Origin of the sequence: Paenibacillus solani (assembly GCF_050475945.1) — a bacterium.
GTDB lineage: Bacteria > Bacillota > Bacilli > Paenibacillales > Paenibacillaceae > Paenibacillus_AQ > Paenibacillus_AQ solani_A.
Map to the genome: position 1 here is coordinate 158012 of NZ_JBCMXJ010000018.1, position 17644 is coordinate 175655.

Here is a 17644-nt window from a genome sequence, read left to right on the forward strand (position 1 = left end):
CCTCTTCTGTTATGCGACGGAGGAGGCGTTTTTTGCGTTGGACCAGACCCGATGTGATAATTTTTTATCTCCCCCGCAACCATCCATATGATGGAACCGTTAGTAGATAAAATGGAAAAATATCCATCTATAGGGGGGATAAAGTATGAGAAGGCGGGGTTTATGGATTGCTGCGTTGATGCTTATCGTATTGCTGTTTAGCGGCTGCTCTTCAGGTTCTCAAAGCAAAAATGCCGTAGGTGCTGCGGAAACCCATACGCAAGCATCAATGGCGGATCAAGCCTCAAACACAGAGGGAGGGGCGGCGGCCGAAAATGTAACCGAGGCGGAGAGCAATGACAGCGCAGAGGTGCCGGCATCGCCTGATGCGGGGCTTCCGAATATGCCATCGCCTGCTCAGACTTCCGGCGCAGGTTTTAATTCGCAGGATTTGTCGAGCGGGCTCAACAAAAAGCTGATGTACAAAGCAAATATTGTGATAGAAATTCAGGATTATGGGAAGGCACAGTCAGAAGTCCGGAACTCAGTGACGCTTTCCGGCGGCTATATCGTTAATTTCAGCGAAACTCAATCCAGCAGTGAAAAAGGCGGCACATTTATTGTGAAAGTTCCTGCGAACGGTTTCTCCTCCTTTTTAAACCATTTGGAGAACATCGCGCATGAAAATCTGCAGCGAAGTATCGAAGGGCAGGACGCGACCGAGGAATACGTCGATTTGGAATCCAGGCTCAAGGCCAAGCAAATTATGGAGGAGCAGTATGTAGCCTTCATGAAACAGGCGACCAAAACAACCGACCTTGTTGCTTTTGCTAACGAGCTGGAGCGGATTCAATCGGAAATCGAGCAGATGAAAGGACGGATGCGTTACATTGACCAGAACGTGTCCTATTCCACAGTAGAAATCAGGCTTTACGAGATGCCGCAGAAAAAGGATGATCCCAAAGGGTCCGCCATCCAGGCGCCGCTCGGGCAGCGGGTTTCCGAAGCTTTTCAGGGCAGTATCGATGTGATTACCATTATCGTCCAATGGATAATCGTTATCCTTTCCGGATCACTTCCAATATTGGTCATCGCGGCCTTCGTTCTGCTCATTCTATGGCTGGCCCGAAAATCGGGACGGCGGAAACGGGAAGAGGCAGCCCAAAAGCGAAAGCTGCTCAACAGCGGAAAGGCACCTGAGGAAGAGCATCCGAACGGCCAAAAGGACGAGGAAAAATGAATGAATCTTGAATTCAGCCCGGGCTTAAGCAAATGCTTCCGAAGGCGTTTTCTGCGAAAATGTGTAGCTCGCTCCTAACGCCCTAGCTTCATCTAACCTAAAGCGTTTTGAAAAAACGCACTTCGGAAGCATAAGCTTGGGTGCTTAAAAACCGACTTTTTGAACTCGCACGAATAGGTTCTATAAAATCAAGAAATCTGAAACCAACAGCGATTGCAGGAACATTTTACGTACTTGCCCTAACCTCCATCGATTTAAAGACGATTTAAAGATTTGTCTTTATATCATGTCTCCTCGTATGATGAAAAGAGAATCAATACGAGGAGGAGATGGAATGATGTTAACCGTTGCAGAACTGGAGCGTAAGCTTGCCGAGCCTTCGGAACAGCTGGTCGCTGACCTAGCGTCATTGGATGGCGATATTGTAGTACTGGGCGTCGGGGGGAAAATGGGTCCGAGCCTTGCGAGACTGGCAGCAAACGCTGTTCGTGAAGGGGGCGGGAACAAGCGGATTATCGGTGTGTCCCGGTTCTCCAACCAGGAGGCCAGACGCGAGCTGGAGGAAGCGGGTGTCCACACAATCTCGTGCGACCTGTTAAACGATCAAGAGCTCCAGATGCTGCCGGAGTCTCCGAACGTTATCTATATGGCCGGAAATAAATTTGGTACGGCAGGACGCGAGTATTTCACTTGGGCGATGAATTCATATTTGCCGGGACGGGTCGCCGAAAAGTTCAAGCAATCCAAAATCGTTGTGTTCTCGTCGGGTAATGTATATCCCTTCTCCCCAGTAGGGAGTGGTGGTGTGAACGAATCGGTTGCACCGGAACCGATTGGCGAATATGCACAGTCCTGTCTGGGCCGGGAACGTGTCTTTGAATATTTCTCTCATCAAAATGGAACGCCGATGGCTATTTACCGTCTTAATTACGCCATCGATATGCGGTACGGCGTGCTGCATGAGCTGGCCAAGTCTATCCACGAGGACCGCCCGATTGACCTGACAATGGGACACGCGAATATTATATGGCAGGGGGATGCAAACGAAATGGCGCTACGCTCTCTCTTGCACTGCAGTAACCCGCCGGAGATTATCAATATTACCGGGCCGGAGACGATGTCGATCCGCTGGGCGGCACAGGAATTGGCCAAACGGATGGGGAAAGAGGCACAGTTTAATGGCACGGAATCCGAGACAGCACTGCTGAATAATGCGTCGAAGTCGCATCAGCTGTTCGGCTATCCAAAGGTATCCCTGCTGCAAATGATCGATTGGACCGCAGCATGGGTACAAGGTGGAGGCGAAAGCTGGAATAAGCCAACACACTTCCAAGAGCGAAAGGGGAAATTCTAAATGAGCGGACAGACCTGGGCAACCGTGCAATTGGCACCTGAAAAACTGGAAGCGCTTCATCAAGGGCTCGTTATTCCCGCTCACCCTCTCGCCTTGGACGAGAACCGGAAGCTGGATGAACGCCGTCAACGGGCACTGTCCCGTTATTATGCGGCCTCTGGCGCTGGTGGTATCGCAGTAGGCGTGCATTCGACCCAGTTTGAGATACGCGAGCCCGGCATTGATCTGTATGAACCGGTGCTGCGTCTGGCGGCTGAAGAGATCAGCAAGGCAAAGCTTGAGCGCCCGTTCATCATGGTCGCTGGCGTCTGCGGCCCGACTCCGCAAGCACTTGAGGAGACAGAGATAGCGCGGAAGCTCGGTTATGATGCAGTGCTCCTCAGCATGGGCGGCCTCGATAGCTGGAGCGAGGAAGACATTCTGAAGCGGACCGAGTCGATCGCAGCTGTGATGCCGGTCATCGGCTTCTATCTGCAGCCGTCAGTTGGCGGAAAGATCTTTTCCTTTGATTTCTGGCGGGCCTTTGCCGAGATCCCGAACGTTGTTGCGATTAAGATGGCACCTTTCAATCGTTATCAGACGATTGATGTTGTGCGTGCCGTCTGCTATTCAAGCCGCAGAGACGAGATTGCGCTGTATACTGGCAATGACGATAATATCGTGAACGATCTGCTGACCACGTACCGCTTTCAGGTCGACGGGGTGCCTGTAGAGAAGGAGATCGTTGGCGGACTGCTCGGTCACTGGGCTGTATGGACCCAAAAAGCGGTCGAGCTGCTGGAGGAAATCAAGGAGGCGAGGAAGGCTGGAAGTGTATCCAAGGAATGGCTAATGCGCAATGTGGAGATCACGGATTGCAATGCGGCCTTCTTTGACCCGGCGCACGAGTTTGCCGGATGTATCCCGGGGATACACGAAGTGCTCCGGCGTCAAGGATTGCTGAAGGGCACCTGGTGCCTGAATCCGAATGAGACGCTGTCGCCCGGGCAGGCTGAAGAAATTGACCGGGTTTACCGCGAATATCCGCATCTGAATGACGACGACTTTATTCGTGAACAGTTGGAAGAATGGCTTTTAGACTGATAGAATGAAGGCAGAATAGTCGAAAGTGGGGAATCGCGCATGCGGTTTAAAGATGTGTTTTCAATTATAGGACCGAGTATGGTGGGGCCATCGAGCTCCCATACCGCGGGAGCCGTCCGAATCGGAAGGGCAGCGCGGCGCATATTCGGTGCGTTCCCCGACCAGGCGGAAATCGTATTTTACGGCTCCTTTGCCGATACTTTCCGCGGTCACGGTACGGACTTGGCTGTCGTCGGCGGGCTGCTGGATTTTGCTACGGATGATATGCGCATCCGCAATTCTATTGAACTGGCCGAGGCGGCAGGTATGCATCTGACCTTCAAGACAGCGCAGAATGTTGCTTTTCATCCGAATACGGTGGAGCTTAGATTAGCAAGCAGAGAACGTGAGGAGCGCGAAGATCGTATTGTGGGGGCTTCCATTGGCGGAGGCAGCGTTGAGATGCTGCAGGTGAACGGCTTTGACGTTAAATTCACGACGAACTACCCGGTGCTGCTGGTCTTCCATGACGATACGCCAGGCATGGTAGCGCATATCACCCGACTGCTTGAGGGCGGAGGCGTCAATATTGCCTATATGGACGTTGATCGTAAGGGACGAGGCGGCGATGCCATAACTGTCGTCGAATCGGACGAGGCCGTTCCACTGGAGCTGATAAAGCATATTGAGAGCTTGCCGAGTGTGCATCGCGTCGTATTTGCGGATCTGACGACAGAGGAGGAGGCAGCCTCATGAAGTTTTCCACATTGAAAGACATCATGGCCTGTTGCGAGAAGGATCAGGTAACGATCGGTCAGCTGATGCTGCAAGAGCAGATCAAGGAAACCGGTAAAAGCCGGGAGGAAATATTTAAGCAAATGTCCGATTATTACGGCATTATGAAGGAGGCCGTTCACCGGGGCATCCATGAACCGGTTCCGTCGAAGAGCGGTCTGACCGGAGGGGATGCCGTCCGCGTCCACGAATATATGTCGACGGGCGTGCCTGCGCTGGGCACCGATGCTTGCACGGCGCTCGCCTATGCCCTGTCCGTATCGGAAGTGAATGCGTCCATGGGACGGATTGTTGCCACCCCAACCGCTGGCTCATGTGGCATTATTCCAGGTGTGTTTGTCAGCGTGCAGCAGCGATTTGGATGGGATGACGATTACCTGGTCATGGGGCTGTTCAGTGCGGGAGCCATCGGGTATGTGATTGCAAATAATTCATTCATATCGGGAGCAGAAGGAGGCTGTCAAGCCGAGGTGGGTTCTGCGATCGGCATGGCGGCAGGTGCATTGACAGAGCTTCGCGGCGGCACTCCGGAGCAGGCAGTTCATGCCGTAGGGCTTGCACTGAAAAACTCGCTGGGTCTCATCTGCGACCCGGTCGGAGGACTGGTAGAAATCCCATGCATCGTACGCAACGGTTTCGGTGCAGTTACCGCGCTGGCGGCTTCGGATATGGCGCTGGCCGGCGTTCGAAGCGTTATCCCGTCGGATGAAGTGATCGATGTTATGCTGGAGGTTGGCACGGCCATGCCTGCCAAACATCGGGAGACCGCCAAGGGCGGGCTTGCGCAGACGCCGACTGGTAAGAAAATTTTGAAGGATCTCTACGGTAAGGAAGGCAAGAAGCTGCGCGAAAAGGGAGCAAAGGGAAAGGGAGAATAGCCGAAAACTGGGGTTGTTTTGGACATTATCGTGGAGTCACTAAGGTGGCTCCTTCTTTTGATTCGGGAAGGTCAAGGTTGCGAACACGAAGTATCCTTAAAATAAGCCAGGCATATTGGACAGGAACGGCGAAGAACCCTCTGGTCTGTCGAAGAAGTGAGTGCTAGTATGAGTACAAAAGAGAAGTCTGTGTAGTTGTATTGTAGGAACGTGTGAGAAATCGTGAGCAAACTTTACATGAAAGTAGGGGACGCCTGTATGAGAAGACCAAAATCATGGTTTTTATTTCGTATGGCAATTGTATTAACCATGATCGCGTCGATGCTTGCTGCTTGCAGCGGGAGAGGCGGGGGGACGGCACCTGAGATGGGAGACGGTCAGGAAGCAGCACCTGCTGTGGTTGGTCTGGCCCCATACGGAGATACAGGTGGGCTTACGCTACCGCTGGTGCATAAGCCGACCACAATTACATGGATGGTGGTAAGTGAGAAGACCAACCTTAATGATTCACTGCTTGCCAAAGAAATCGAAAAGCGCACAGGGATTAAAATCAACTTCCAGGCGTACTCAGCGTCCACGTACAACGACAAGCTGAAGGTGACGGTCGCCTCCGGCAAGCTGCCGGATATTTTCCATGGCTTGACGCCATCGGAGTTGAAGAAGATCGGCAAACAGAAGGCGGTTGTTGCGATCAACGATCATCTCGACATGCTGCCGAATTTCAAACGTATGTATGTTGACGAGAATCCTTGGGTGATTCCTTCTTACGGAGATGAAGCCGGGAACATTTATACCTGGCCGGTGGCGAATATCAACCGTGACGTGAATCATGGCTACCTGTACCGTAAGGACATTTTCGACGAACAAGGCATTAAGGAGTGGACGAACACCGAGGAGTTCTATCAAGCGCTCAAAAAACTGAAGGAGGCTTATCCGGATTCCTATCCGTACGCTTCCAAGACAAAAGAGAATATTTTTCGCGACTGGGCATACGGATGGGGCATTGGCGGCGCGAACTATCCGGTATATTACGACGAGGCGGCTAAGGTCTGGAAATATGCAACCGTACAACCAGAGCATAAGGACATGCTCGATTTCATGAAGAAGCTGTACAAGGAAGAGCTCCTCGATCCGGAATTCATGACGGATACCGACGATTCCTGGACGGCGAAGATGACGAGCGGTAATAAATCCTTTGTTACCTATGACTGGATCGGCCGACTGGACCTGTTCTATAACCAAGTAAAAGACCAGAACCCTAACTATGACCTCCGCTACGGCAATCCTATCGGTCCAACGGGCAATGGCAAGACGCTTGAGAGCATTACGAATGGCTTCAGTATCGCCGTAGCGAACAATGATAACAAAGAAGCAGCACTGAAGCTGCTGGATTATTTGACTAGCCCATCTGGTGCGACACTGGTAACAATGGGTGTAGAAGGCGAGACGTTTAGGATTGAAGGTGATAAAGCTATTTATCCGGAGCTGGCGGACGTTCCACTGGTGGATATCAGCGTGCTGGAGGACCGGTATGGCCTATGGCTGCAGGGCTTGTATATCAATGCCGACAAGCGCAGCGTGTATTTCAACTATACGGAGAAGGAACAGGAAGCTCAGAATAAGCTGCTGGATGGCAACAAATTTGAACAGCTAGATCCAGTTCTGAATTTCACGGACGACGAAACATACGCCATTGCGGAAATTCAAACATCACTGAAAAAAATGGCGGATGAATTCAATGCGAAATACATTCTGAACAAAGACTATGGCGACATGCAGTGGCAGCAGTGGCAGGTACAAGCCGAAAAGCAGGGCGCGAAGCAGATCGTCGATATTTTCAACGCCGCCCAGAAGAGACTGGATAAAGCTGCGAATTAAGCAGGGAAGGGACCGTAGCCATGCATGTTGAATATGAAGGGATGACTTCAAGAAAGGTGAATCCATAATGAATCGATTGATCGCCAAGAGAGGACTGCTTCAGATATTCTTCGCTCTGCAACTGGTCATCGGCATCATGTTCATATTCAATTACATTGTGTACAAAAATTCTATCAGCGGAATATATGAAAAGGTGAGCGACAACAACCGAATGGTGATCAAAAACGTCATTCAATCGTTTGATACCAGCTTCTCCTCCGTCAACAATCTTATTTTCAACATTCATGCGCTTCCTTCGGACCGGATTCTGACGGACGCGGGTGGGCTTGACATGGAGAAGGTCATATCCTTGCAGGACAGCTTAACAAGCATTGTGTCCAATTTGGATATTGTGGAGGACGTGATCATCTCATTCAATGATCGTGATCTTGCCATTACGACCCGGGGAACGAGCAGCCTGGACACTCTCTTTGATAGACGTTACATATCGCAGCGCTATAACTCTATGTTTTGGCGAAATTTTATGCGTTCCGAGCATGGATTTACCGTATTTCCAGCCGAGGATTATGCGGATCTTAACAGTGGCTATGGACGCAATTTGATGGTTGCGGTGGACGGGAACAAGGTCCGGATGTCAAACAAGAACCTCATGATTTTTATCGATGTAAGCAAGCTGTTGAAAGGAATCGATCTGAATTCAATGATTCCTGGTGCTTCGCTGATCGTTCTGGACTCCAATCGTAACGTCATCCTCAGCACGGAGAAGGACCTGGACTTGGTCGACATTTTGAACGACGTGTACTTTAATCCTTCTCAGGAAGCTTCCCTGACGAATGGCAATTACGAATACAATTTTTATAAGTCTGACTATAACGGGTTCATCTATATCAACAAGCTGCCTTACAAATTTCAAAATATCGATTCCGTGACCAATGCCAACCAGTGGATTATGTACGGAGCGATTGTACTGGCCGTGCTGTTGTCGCTTCTGCTAAGCGTCTACCTGTATCGACCTGTCAAAAATATCGTCAAGCTGCTTGGAGGCAACACGCTCAAGGGGAATGATTTTGTAAAGATTCAGAGTGGCATCATCAAAGTGCAGCGGGAGAACGAATCGCTCAAGAAGCAAATGGAACTTGTTGAGGAGGAAATACGGAGAGGCGTGTTCCTGCAGACCCTGGACGGACAGAGTCATTCGCGTGAACAGGAAATTCAAATGCAGAAGCAGTACACGCATTTTTTCCAGAGCAGGCATTTCGTTATGGCAGCTATCTACTTAAAGCCTGACACTGAAAGCGAGTTTGTGCTGGAGGAATTAACGGCAACAATCAGGAAGGATCTGGCTGAGTGTTATGAGCATGCGATCGTTTACCATACCGAGCATTTGAAGTTTCTGGCGCTGATCGGGTTTGACCAGCCATCGGAGCGCATGAAGATCGTGCAGAAGTTTGAGCAATTTCTTGAGGCCGCCAAGAAGGGTTATTTGCAGTCATTCGATGTATGGGGATGTGTCAGTCGCTCTTACGAATCTAAGATCAGCAACTGCCGCGCTGCCTCTGAAGATATTAAGGACGGGCTGTTGTACAGGCATGTAAACGAGGATAACTGTGTCATCGACACAGAACGAATCCGGTATGTCCCTGAGCTGTACTTCCCACTCCAGGAGATTGAAAAGCTGAGCAATTGCATGCTGAGTGGTAAAGTGGAGGAAGGGCTGCGGATCGTCAATGAAATCATTCAGGAAAATGTCTCAGTACAGATTCATCATCATCAGATGATCCATATTGCCAAGAGCATGTTTTTTATCGTCCTACAGCAGGTGGAGTCTTCTAAGGCAGACCGTACCGAGTTGTTTCGTTTGGAAAGCGCTTTTATCGACAAGGTCGATCAGGCATTTACTTATAAGGAGATTGTGGATGCGCTCGTTGAGGTGATCCCGGTGATTGCGAACATGCGTAACCACGATCCGCGCAGCAAGCTGAACCCGGCGTTTATTACTCAATATATCGAGCTTCATTATATGGAGAATCTGTACCTGGACCATATGGCTGAGGTGCTGGATACGAGCCCCAAATATTTCTCGAATTATTTTAAGAAAACATTCGGCGTGAATTATGTAGAGTATTTGAACAAGGTCCGATTATCGCATGCGCGTGAATATCTGCGCAATACAGACCTCAGCATTGCCAAAATCGGGGAGATGACGGGGTACTCGAACTCGTCCACATTCACGACAACCTTTAAAAGATATTACGGTGTCTCACCGAGCGAATATCGAAAGACATCAGGAAAATAAAGCGGAGCAGAATCGTTCATATGAAGGTGCTATCCGCGAATCAACGAAACGGCTGCTCCCTAAAACCGATTGACTACAGCGCGCTATCGAGATACAGTCATTTCATCAGAGTATCCGTCATTGACGGGTACTCTTTTTAATTCCGGCAGGCCTTTTAGGAGTACCAGGTGGATAAACAAGCCATTTAGAAAGCCTTTACAAAACCATGGTGCGGGCCCTAGACTTAGGGATAGAAGCATGCATGTCAGCAGGGGGGATGACCTTATGATGGAGCGTTTCAAGCAATGGGCCAGCGGATTGAACTCGATCCGCAACCGAATTTTTTTCTCCATCCTGCTGTTTTTGGTTATTCCATTTCTGCTCTCCAATCAGTATTTGGATAAGCCTATGGAGAGAGCGATCGAACAGAAGATTTCAAAGTCTTCGCAGGATGCACTGGTTCTGATGACCTTTAACGTTCAATTGTTTTTGGAGGATATGCTGAACTCCGCAGTCGATATCACCACCAATGATGACACAAAGAAAATGCTTAAGGATCCGGATGCCTTCACTCATTGGCAGAAGCTCAGACTGAATGATGTTACGCTTAACCGTTCGTTCAGCTCGTATTTCTCGAATACCTATGTTACTCTTTTCGACCGTCACGGGAATTGGTATAGCACCCGCTATCTGGAGGAGAGCCGTTATCAGGAGTACATTCATTCCGACTGGTATGAGAAGATGATAAGCCGCCCTTATCAAATCCGCTGGATGTTTAATAACCAGCAGTTTCTATATACGGACCGTGAGCCGATTTTATCCCTTGTGAAGAGTATCACAGAGCTTCAGACCAATCAGAATATTGGCATGATCGTATTCAGCGTCACCGAGAAAGACATTCGCAAATATTTGACCGGACTTGAGGGCGATGTGTATCTTGTGGATAAAGAGGGGAATATCGTCTCCAGTCCGAACAGGGAGATGATCGGCAAGAGTGTCGCCGAAGAGTCTTATATGTCCAGCTTGTGGACAAAACGCAGAGGGCAGGCCATGGTGGAGAATGCGGACCAGAAATACATCGTGAATTTTGATACCGTTGATTTGAACGGGTGGAAAATCGTACAGAAGGTTCCTTACGATGCGGTCTTTAAAGAGATATACGATCTCCGCAAAACCAAATCACTCATTGTGCTGCTGATCTTTGGTATTTTTGCTGTGATCACACTGTCTATTTCATACGGGATGTCTCGTCCCCTGAAGCTGTTGAAGAAACGGATGCAGGTGCTGGAGGAGAAAGATTTCCATTCCGTATTGTCAGTGGCAGGTCCGAAGGAAATTTCGTCTCTTATTGAAACTTACAACAAGATGGTCACTGAAATTCGTCAGCTGCTAAACCGGGTGAAAGACGAGTATCAGCAGAAGGAGGATATGCGGTTTCGCGCGCTCCAGGCGCAGATCAACCCGCATTTCGTATTGAATACACTGAACAATATTAAGTGGATGGCTTATATACGCAATGATAAAGAAGTCGGCGACATGCTCTCCAGCCTGGGAGCTGTTCTTGAGCAGAGTATCGGGCGTGGCGGAACGCTGATTCCGCTGCGGCAGGAAATTCAGTATATCGAGAATTATATTGAGCTGATGAAAATGAAGTTTAACGACAAGCTGTCGATGGAATATGACATTGATGATGAGCTTATGGATCAGGAAGTCATCAAAATCATGCTGCAGCCTGTGATCGAGAACAGCCTGATTCATGGCATTGAGCCGATGAACGGAGCAGGCAGAATCCTTGTCCGAGCCTGGTTGGAGGACGACCACATCCTATTGACGGTTGAAGATAACGGTGTCGGCATTTCTCCCGAGAAGCTGCAGGAGCTCGAAGCGAGGCTGGCAGCTGGATCGGAAGAGCTGCCTGAGCGCATCGGCATCAAGAATGTGCATGATCGTATACGACTTCAGTATGGAGAGCCTTACGGTATCCAAATTCACAGCAAAGTTGATGAAGGGACGACGGTGGCATTTTTGCTTCCGTTCAAAAAAGTGCAGGAAGGGGATCACGATGACCTTAAAAGTGATGCTGGCCGATGACGAACTACTTGTACGCTTGGGGATTAAATCGTTGATCGAATGGGAACAGCACGGCTTTTCCTTTATTGGTGATGCTCCGGACGGTGTAAAAGCGCTTGAACTAATGGAACAGGAAGTGCCGGATATTCTGCTTACCGATATAATCATGCCCCGGATGGACGGGCTTGAGCTGATCGAGACAGCCAAGGAGCGGTACCCGGATACGCTGTTCATCGTGCTGAGCAGCCATAACGAGTTTGACTATGTCCGGAAAGCGATGAGAATGGGCGTGGAGGATTACATTCTAAAGACGTCTTTAAAGCCGGCTGAACTGCTTCAAATATTGGAGGAGGCGTCTCATAAGATTGCCAAGAAGCGGGAGCATCATTTCTCAGATACCGCTTTGGCAGAGCAGCGGCTCTCGCGGAAGGAAGTTATATCCGGGAAGCTGCGATCCTGGCTCGAGACGAGCTACACCGATGGAATGGAGGCGGATTGTCCAGAGGAAACTGAAGGACTGCCAGCTGACAGCTTCCTATTGATTGCACAGCCCCGCCTTTTGCGCGAAGGCGTGCAGGAGTCCTCGGCCATCAAAATGCTGGTGCATCTCTTTCAGTCGGAGCTGGGAGAGCGGCTCGTCTGCAGCCCTATTGAGACAAAAGGCCAGGAAATCGTGCTGCTGATCTCGGAACCGGATTCTGCTGCCGTGCCGGAGCTGCTGATTGGAGCGTCCAGCCGGATGCTTGGCATAACCCTGAACGTGGGGGTCAGCGAAACCGTAAGAGCTTGGCAGGATCTTGGCACTGCTTATGCCCAGGCAATGGACATGCTGAACGAGAATCGGGTAAGCGGTACGGCGAGGGAGGATATTAAGCGCCTGCTGGACTTCATGAAAGAGAACTATGCGCAGGACATTTCACTGAGAACAGCCGCAGACATTGTTAACATGAGTGAGAGCTATCTCAGTTATATTTTCAAGAAGGAGACTGGGACTGGTTTTACAGATTACCTCAACCAACTGCGGGTAGATAAAGCGGCTCATTTCTTGATGAACTCCCAGCTGCCTGTTTATGAGATTGCCATGGAGGTCGGGTACGAGAATATCAATTACTTCGGCCGGATTTTCAAAAAAATAAAAGGAGTCAGCCCGCAAAAATACAGAGCGCAATATAAATAAAGAAAAGTGGGTTGAAATCCTTGCGTAACCAAGACTGCTCTTTAAAAGGTCACGATCTTTTAGAGTGCAGTCTTTGTGTGTTTTATGACGGAACTGTGCGTCAGGGCGAGCAGAAAACTAAAAATATTGAATGTTTCGCCATGAAATTGTGAATATGTATGCGCTATCAAAACATTGTGAATAAAGTCCGTAAATCCGTTCCTGTTGCCTCCAAACTCCAAACCCTATACTTGGTGTAAGCCCTTTCAATTGAGGTGAAAGGGAGAAATAGAAATTGCAATAAGAAGGGGAGCACAGCACAATGGAAAAACATGATTTGAACAAGTTCAGAGGTGTCATTGTTGCTTTCTATGGTTGTTATGACGGCAATGGAGAGATGGATCCGCAAGCAGTGCGCAAATTGGCCCGTTATTACAAGAATGCGGGGGTGAAGGGGCTTTACGTGGGAGGCAGCAGCGGCGAAGGTATGCTTCAATCGGCCGCAGAACGCAAGCTGGTGCTTGAAACCGTCATGCAGGAAGTCGGCGGGGAAATGACGATCATCGCCCATGTCGGAGCACCTTCGACCCTGGAGAGCGTAGAGTTGGCCATCCATGCCGAATCGGTATCGGCGGATGCGGTATCTGCGGTTCCTTCCATCTATTACAGACTCTCTGCGGATAGTGTGGAACGCCACTGGAGAGCCATGATCGACAGTACATCGTTGCCATTCATCATTTATCATATACCGCAGTTAACTGGATTCCATCTATCGACGGGGCTTTTGAAGAAGCTGTCTGCACTGGATAAAGTCATCGGTGTCAAAATATCATCGGAGAGCACGTACGAGCTGCAGCAGTTCAAAGCGGCTGGAGGAGACGACTTCCTCGTTCTGAACGGTCCGGATGAGCAGTATCTGGCAGGGCGAAGCATTGGTGCGGACGGAGGCATTGGAGGAACGTATGGTGTGATGCCCGAGCTGTTCCTCAAGCTGGAGGAGTGCATTAACGAAGGCAATCTGGAATTGGCACGAGAGTGGCAGGGCAAGATCAACGAAGTCATCTCCGAGCTGCTCCAGTTCCCGTCGCTGTACGGTGGCTGCAAGGCTCTCTTGAAGCTGCGCGGATTGGATATCGGAGAGCCTAGACTTCCTCTGCTTCCGGTGACGGATAGCGACCAGGAAGCGGTAGCCCAGCTTCATGACAAACTGACCCGATATATTGAGCAGGCCAAAGGATAAGGAGCCGATAATAATGACGCGTAAATTGAATAAAGCTATTTTTGCTAAACAAGGATTGATTGTTTCCTGCCAGGCGCTGGAACACGAACCGCTGCATGGCGGCGATGCCATGGCCAAGATGGCCAAAGCAGCCTTTCAATCAGGAGCCATCGGTATCCGCACCAACGGCGTGGACGATATCAAGACGATCAAGGAAGCGGTGAATCTCCCCGTCATCGGCCTGATCAAGCGGGATATACCGGGCTCTGACGTTTTAATTACACCGACGCTGGACGAGGTGGTGCAGATCATCGCTGCGGGTGCGGATATTGTGGCGCTGGACGTCACAGACCGGGAGGACCGGCTGGTCAAAGCAGCTGAATTGATCGATTTCGCCCATAAAGAAGGCATTGCAGTCATGGCGGATGTATCCACCTATGAGGAAGGGATAGCGGCTGAAAAGCTCGGTGTAGATTTTATCGGTACAACACTGTCGGGCTACACGCCTTACAGCAGGCAGAGCGAGGGGCCGGATCTGGACTTGGTGAGACGCCTTGCAACCGATGTTCAAGTACCGGTTGTAGCTGAGGGACGCATCTGGAATCCGGAAGAAGCAGCTGCAGCTTTGCAGGCAGGGGCCACTTACGTGGTTGTGGGAAGCGCCATTACCAGACCTCAACTGATTACAGAACGTTACGTGGAGGCGGTTCGGAAAGTCATCGGATCGGAGGCGTAACGCATGAAGAATGAGGCAAATTCACTTCAGGCTTATGCCATTGGAGTCGACGTTGGAGGCACCAAGATCCATGCCGGGATTGCGAACAAGCAGGGAGATGTCCTGTACTCGGTCAACCTCGCCACGCTCGCCGGGGAGAAGAAGGTGCCTGACCGGATTGTGGAGGCGATTGAAGTTTTAATGGCTGAAGCCCCGCAGTCTGAGGGCGGTTATTCGATTCAGGGCATAGGCATCGGAACGGCCGGCCAGGTAGACCAGTCAGACGGAAGCATCCGGTTTGCGTCTGACATTCTTCCTGGCTACACGGGAGTTCCTCTGAAGCGTATCATCGAGAAACGATTCGGGTTGCCCGTGTACGTGGATAACGATGTGAATGTGCTGGTCCTGACCGAAAAGACGCTTGGGGCAGGCCGCGGAGCTAATCATATGCTCTGCATTGCGCTTGGAACGGGCGTCGGCGGTGCGGTCTTTACAGGTGGGAAGCTTGTTCACGGCGCTTGGGGCGGTGCAGGAGAGCTTGGACATCTCAGTGTGGATTTTAACGGTTTGCCTTGTGTATGCGGCGGCGTTGGATGTTTGGAGCAGTACGCTTCAGGCACCGGAATCGCCAGCAGGATGCAGGCAAAACTTCGCTCACTGGGAAGCGAACCGGCATCAGCAGTAGATTCCAGAGAAGTGCTTGCCCGCTGGCAATCGGGCGATCCGGTTGCAATGGAAGTGATGGATGAAACCTTTGCCGCCTTAGGGGCTGCTATTGCGTCACTGATCCATGCGCTAAACCCGGAAATGATCGTTATCGGCGGCGGGGTTGCGGAAGCAGGGGAGCCGTTCTTTGAGCGAGTGCGAAAGGAAACGGCAAAACGCTGCATGAAGTCTTTTATGGAAAATGTGAGCATCGTACAGGCTCATCAAGGGAATTACAGCGGGATGATCGGAGCTGCGCTTCTGGTTTTTGATGGTAAACATTCGGATGAATAAGGGAAGGATAAACGATGATTATAGGACACCAAGTCACTTGGGAGGCTGAACGGGCGTTTGCCCACCCGGTTATACGAAAAGCTGTTGATTATTTGACATCAACCGATTTTGCCTCACTTCAGCCGGGCCAGTATCCGATCCAGGGCGAGGACATGTTTGCTAGAGTCATTGAGCTGACCACCCGCCTGAAGGATGAGCAATTGGCTGAGAAACATGAGCAGTTTTTTGACATCCATTACCTGCTGGAAGGCGATGAAACCATCGGCTGGAGCCTAAGCGAAGGCGGCGATCTCCTATCTCCTGTAGAACCTTATAGCCTGGACAAGGATGCTGCGCTCTACGGGAATATTCCATCCGAAACACCCATCCGCTTAAGCCCCGGGATGTACATGGTATTGTTCCCGGAGGACATTCACCGGCCAGGGCTCACCTTAGGAGAGCCGGGTAACGTTCGGAAGGTCGTTGTTAAAATCAATACCACGCTGTTTAAGGCGACGGACTAATTACAGAATCAATTATATTCTTATCATTTAAGGGGGTTCTATTCATGTTAAAAAAACGCTTTCTGGCTATGTTCACCGCATCTGTTATGATGCTTACCTTGCTTGCCGGGTGTGGCGGCAAAGATTCGGGAGCAAGCGGTGGCACAGACAAAAACGCAGCGAATGGAAAAGAAAATGTGGAAATTTCCTTATGGCTCACACCGCAGTGGAAGGGCGTATATGAGGCGACCGAAGAAAATGCCGATTACGACAGCTTCTTTAAAGCGGCAGCTGATAAATTCGCCAAGCAGTATGACAAATATAACGTGAAGGTTAATGTGCAGGTGATTGCCGGCGATCAGCGTGATGAGCTGCTGAACGTCAACCTGAACGGCGGAACGCCGCCTGATATTTTCTTTGAAAGCGTATTCGCCATGGGAGACTTTGCTCATCGCGGCGCGCTGGTACCCCTCAATGACATCATTGATGAAGACTCAAAGAAGGATATCGCCCAGAGCTACTGGGATAACGTGACCTTCGGAGACAATATCTATTTCTATCCGTTCTCCCACAATCCAGGCACACTGGCTTACAACGCGGATATGTTCAAAGCCGCAGGCTTGGAGAGCTTTGTTGGCGGAGAGAACGAGATCAAAACATGGACGCTTAGCGAGTACGAGCAAATTCTGGAGGGTCTGAAAAACAATCTTCCACAGGATCAGTATCCTAGCGCACGTCCAATGGCCTTGTATGGTTTGAATAACCAGGGCGACACATGGAATCTTGCTTACCTGCGCATGTTCGGCAACAAATTCTTTGATGATGAAGGCAATATCGTACTGGATGATGCGAACGGAGTAAAGGCTGCTGAATGGCTTAAGAAGATTTATACAAGCGGTTACACCAATCCGGGTGCTGAATCTGTTTCCTCCAACGATGCGAATGCCATGTTCCAAAATCAGAAGCTTGCCATCAGCTTCACAAACGCTGTTCTGTTTAACAATGCCAAAGCAGATATGGAAAGCGGCAAAGCTCCTAAATTCGATATTCGGCTTGCCAACATCCCTTCGGAAAGCGGCGATCCACTGTCCTTCACTTACGTAATCGGCTCGAACGTATTTAACACAGGCGATGAGAAGAGAACCGAAGTAGCCAAAGATTTCGTGAAGTTCTATTCCTCTGATCCGGAGCTGGTGAAAGCTTCGAAGAATAGTATTCCGGTACGCAGCTCCGTTGCAGATGAGCTCAAGGACCAATATCCGCTCTTCGCAGCATATGATGCCAACTCGAAATATCTATTCAACTTCACCGGCAACGTACCAGGCTACAGCCAGCTGCGCCAAGTTCTTTACCCTGAACTGCAGGCGATCTTCATTGGTGAGAAAGAGCCGGCCCAAGCGGTGAAAGACTATCAAACCCAAGGCAATGCGGTGATTCAAAAGGCGAAGGAAAGCTCAACCGTCTACAAATAAACCTTCCCCTTATACCGACAAAATGATTCGGCGCCTGGAGCCATGCCTATAGAAGGCTCCAGGCAGCTGA

General features: G+C 50.1%; 14 protein-coding genes. All 14 read left to right on the forward strand.

The window, feature by feature from the left end:
- Positions 1-145 precede the first annotated feature (145 nt).
- The gene (locus tag ABEQ74_RS24235) at positions 146-1219 is read left to right on the forward strand and encodes a DUF4349 domain-containing protein (RefSeq protein ID WP_430124770.1); all 1074 of its coding nucleotides are present in this window, start codon (positions 146-148) and stop codon (positions 1217-1219) included.
- 337 nt (positions 1220-1556) lie between these two features.
- Positions 1557-2573: an NAD-dependent epimerase/dehydratase family protein gene (locus ABEQ74_RS24240; RefSeq protein ID WP_430124924.1), complete on the forward strand. Its 1017-nt coding sequence runs from the start codon at positions 1557-1559 to the stop codon at positions 2571-2573.
- Entirely contained in the window at positions 2574-3656 is a 1083-nt protein-coding gene (locus ABEQ74_RS24245) for a dihydrodipicolinate synthase family protein (RefSeq protein WP_430124771.1), read from the forward strand. It begins immediately after the preceding gene.
- Positions 3657-3695: 39 nt separating this feature from the next.
- Entirely contained in the window at positions 3696-4391 is a 696-nt protein-coding gene (sdaAB, locus tag ABEQ74_RS24250) for an L-serine ammonia-lyase, iron-sulfur-dependent subunit beta (RefSeq protein WP_430124773.1), read from the forward strand.
- On the forward strand, positions 4388-5308 hold the full coding sequence (gene sdaAA, locus ABEQ74_RS24255; protein ID WP_430124774.1) for an L-serine ammonia-lyase, iron-sulfur-dependent, subunit alpha: 921 nt from the start codon (positions 4388-4390) through the stop codon (positions 5306-5308). Before sdaAB ends, sdaAA begins: the two co-directional genes overlap by 4 nt.
- Before the next feature lie 258 nt (positions 5309-5566).
- Positions 5567-7186: an extracellular solute-binding protein gene (locus ABEQ74_RS24260; protein WP_430124775.1), complete on the forward strand. Its 1620-nt coding sequence runs from the start codon at positions 5567-5569 to the stop codon at positions 7184-7186.
- Between the two features lie 67 nt (positions 7187-7253).
- On the forward strand, positions 7254-9482 hold the full coding sequence (locus ABEQ74_RS24265; RefSeq protein ID WP_430124776.1) for a helix-turn-helix transcriptional regulator: 2229 nt from the start codon (positions 7254-7256) through the stop codon (positions 9480-9482).
- 264 nt (positions 9483-9746) lie between these two features.
- Entirely contained in the window at positions 9747-11552 is a 1806-nt protein-coding gene (locus tag ABEQ74_RS24270) for a sensor histidine kinase (RefSeq protein WP_430124777.1), read from the forward strand.
- Positions 11524-12708, forward strand: coding sequence for a helix-turn-helix domain-containing protein (locus ABEQ74_RS24275; protein WP_430124778.1), 1185 nt, complete (start codon positions 11524-11526; stop codon positions 12706-12708). The genes ABEQ74_RS24270 and ABEQ74_RS24275 overlap by 29 nt, the downstream gene beginning before the upstream one ends.
- A 301-nt stretch (positions 12709-13009) precedes the next feature.
- The gene (locus tag ABEQ74_RS24280; protein ID WP_430124779.1) at positions 13010-13927 is read left to right on the forward strand and encodes a dihydrodipicolinate synthase family protein; all 918 of its coding nucleotides are present in this window, start codon (positions 13010-13012) and stop codon (positions 13925-13927) included.
- 13 nt (positions 13928-13940) lie between these two features.
- Complete coding sequence (locus ABEQ74_RS24285) at positions 13941-14642, forward strand: N-acetylmannosamine-6-phosphate 2-epimerase (RefSeq protein ID WP_430124781.1); 702 nt, start codon at positions 13941-13943, stop codon at positions 14640-14642.
- 3 nt (positions 14643-14645) lie between these two features.
- A complete protein-coding gene (locus ABEQ74_RS24290) occupies positions 14646-15620 on the forward strand; it encodes an ROK family protein (protein ID WP_430124782.1) in 975 nt (324 codons plus the stop codon).
- A 14-nt stretch (positions 15621-15634) separates the two neighbouring features.
- Entirely contained in the window at positions 15635-16123 is a 489-nt protein-coding gene (locus tag ABEQ74_RS24295; protein ID WP_430124783.1) for a YhcH/YjgK/YiaL family protein, read from the forward strand.
- A gap of 44 nt (positions 16124-16167) precedes the next feature.
- Positions 16168-17574 carry an ABC transporter substrate-binding protein gene (locus tag ABEQ74_RS24300; protein ID WP_430124785.1) on the forward strand — a complete coding sequence of 469 codons (1407 nt, stop codon included), beginning with the start codon at positions 16168-16170 and terminating at the stop codon, positions 17572-17574.
- Positions 17575-17644: the final 70 nt, after the last annotated feature.

Coding starts and splice junctions, on each gene's coding strand:
- ABEQ74_RS24235 (WP_430124770.1), top strand. CDS start 146: ATGAGAAGGCGGGGTTTATGGATTGCTGCGTTGATGCTTATCGTATTG.
- ABEQ74_RS24240 (WP_430124924.1), top strand. CDS start 1,557: ATGTTAACCGTTGCAGAACTGGAGCGTAAGCTTGCCGAGCCTTCGGAA.
- ABEQ74_RS24245 (WP_430124771.1), top strand. CDS start 2,574: ATGAGCGGACAGACCTGGGCAACCGTGCAATTGGCACCTGAAAAACTG.
- sdaAB (WP_430124773.1), top strand. CDS start 3,696: ATGCGGTTTAAAGATGTGTTTTCAATTATAGGACCGAGTATGGTGGGG.
- sdaAA (WP_430124774.1), top strand. CDS start 4,388: ATGAAGTTTTCCACATTGAAAGACATCATGGCCTGTTGCGAGAAGGAT.
- ABEQ74_RS24260 (WP_430124775.1), top strand. CDS start 5,567: ATGAGAAGACCAAAATCATGGTTTTTATTTCGTATGGCAATTGTATTA.
- ABEQ74_RS24265 (WP_430124776.1), top strand. CDS start 7,254: ATGAATCGATTGATCGCCAAGAGAGGACTGCTTCAGATATTCTTCGCT.
- ABEQ74_RS24270 (WP_430124777.1), top strand. CDS start 9,747: ATGATGGAGCGTTTCAAGCAATGGGCCAGCGGATTGAACTCGATCCGC.
- ABEQ74_RS24275 (WP_430124778.1), top strand. CDS start 11,524: ATGACCTTAAAAGTGATGCTGGCCGATGACGAACTACTTGTACGCTTG.
- ABEQ74_RS24280 (WP_430124779.1), top strand. CDS start 13,010: ATGGAAAAACATGATTTGAACAAGTTCAGAGGTGTCATTGTTGCTTTC.
- ABEQ74_RS24285 (WP_430124781.1), top strand. CDS start 13,941: ATGACGCGTAAATTGAATAAAGCTATTTTTGCTAAACAAGGATTGATT.
- ABEQ74_RS24290 (WP_430124782.1), top strand. CDS start 14,646: ATGAAGAATGAGGCAAATTCACTTCAGGCTTATGCCATTGGAGTCGAC.
- ABEQ74_RS24295 (WP_430124783.1), top strand. CDS start 15,635: ATGATTATAGGACACCAAGTCACTTGGGAGGCTGAACGGGCGTTTGCC.
- ABEQ74_RS24300 (WP_430124785.1), top strand. CDS start 16,168: ATGTTAAAAAAACGCTTTCTGGCTATGTTCACCGCATCTGTTATGATG.